Source organism: Lysinibacillus parviboronicapiens (assembly GCF_003049575.1).
Taxonomy (GTDB): Bacteria; Bacillota; Bacilli; order Bacillales_A; family Planococcaceae; genus Lysinibacillus; species Lysinibacillus parviboronicapiens.
This window is the reverse complement of the sequence record NZ_PYWI01000084.1, coordinates 1-1349: the sequence shown is the minus strand read 5'-3', so window position 1 is coordinate 1349 and position 1349 is coordinate 1. Positions and strand designations below refer to the sequence as shown.

The 1349-nt window shown below is 42.0% G+C and carries 1 protein-coding gene; it reads left to right on the top strand.

The features are described from left to right. On the top strand, positions 1-1349 hold a 1349-nt coding region (gene mqo / locus C9J35_RS23100), incomplete at both ends, for a malate dehydrogenase (quinone) (protein ID WP_107927150.1).

Here is a 1349-nt window from a genome sequence, read left to right as displayed (position 1 = left end):
GGAGAAGAAAGCTCGAACGAATGGAATAATGCGGGAACAGGGCATGCAGCATTGTGTGAGCTTAACTACACTTCTGAAAAACCAGATGGCTCTATTGATATTAGCAAAGCCATCAACGTGAATGAACAGTTCCAGGTTTCTATGCAGTTTTGGTCATATCTTGTTAATCGCAAGCTCATCCAAAACCCACAAGATTTTATCATGCCATTACCACATATGAGTATGGTAAGAGGCGAGAAAAATGTCGAGTATTTGAAAAAACGTTTTGAAACAATGGCTAATAATCCGCTGTTCAAAGGGATGGAATTTTCCGATAACCCAGAGAAACTGATGGAATGGATTCCGCTTATTATGGAAGACCGTCCAGCGGATGAAGCGATTGCGGCAACAAAAATTGACACAGGTACAGATGTCAACTTTGGGGCTTTAACGCGCATGTTATTTGACCATTTAAAAACGCAAGATGTTGATATCAACTACAAACATAGTGTCGAAAGCATTAAACGTGCGAAAGACGGCTCATGGGAGTTAAAAGTACATGATATCGATGGCTGTAGAATGGAATATCATACGGCGAAATTCGTCTTCCTTGGAGCAGGCGGCGGAAGCTTAGAGTTATTACAAAAATCAGGTATTCCTGAAGGCAAACATATCGGTGGATTCCCAATTAGTGGTTTATTTATGGTATGTAACAATCAAGAGATTGTCGAGCAGCATCATGCCAAAGTATACGGCAAAGCGGCGGTTGGCGCGCCACCAATGTCTGTGCCGCATCTGGACACACGATTCATCGACAACAAAAAATCGTTATTATTTGGTCCGTTCGCGGGCTTCTCACCGAAGTTCTTAAAAACAGGCTCGAATATGGATTTATTTGCTTCTGTAAAACCGCATAATATTACAACATTATTGGCGGCAGGCGTAAAAGAAATGGGCTTAACAAAGTATCTTATCCAACAACTGATGTTATCGAAAGATCAACGTATGGAAGAGTTGCGTGACTTTATCCCGACAGCGAAGAGCGAGGATTGGGATATTGTCGTTGCGGGTCAACGTGTACAAGTTATCAAAGATACTGAAGCTGGTGGTAAAGGAACGCTTCAATTTGGGACAGAAGTAGTCAGTGCAGCAGATGGTTCCATCGCGGCCTTACTAGGTGCTTCGCCAGGTGCGTCAACTGCCGTTCCAGTAATGATTGAAGTCATTAACAAGTGCTTCCCTCAACAAGTAAAAGAGTGGGAACCAAAACTAAAAGAAATGATTCCTTCTTATGGCATCAAATTAGTAGAAAACCCAGAGCTTCTAGAAGAAGTTCATACTTCTACAGCACAAGTGCTTGGTTTAAACAA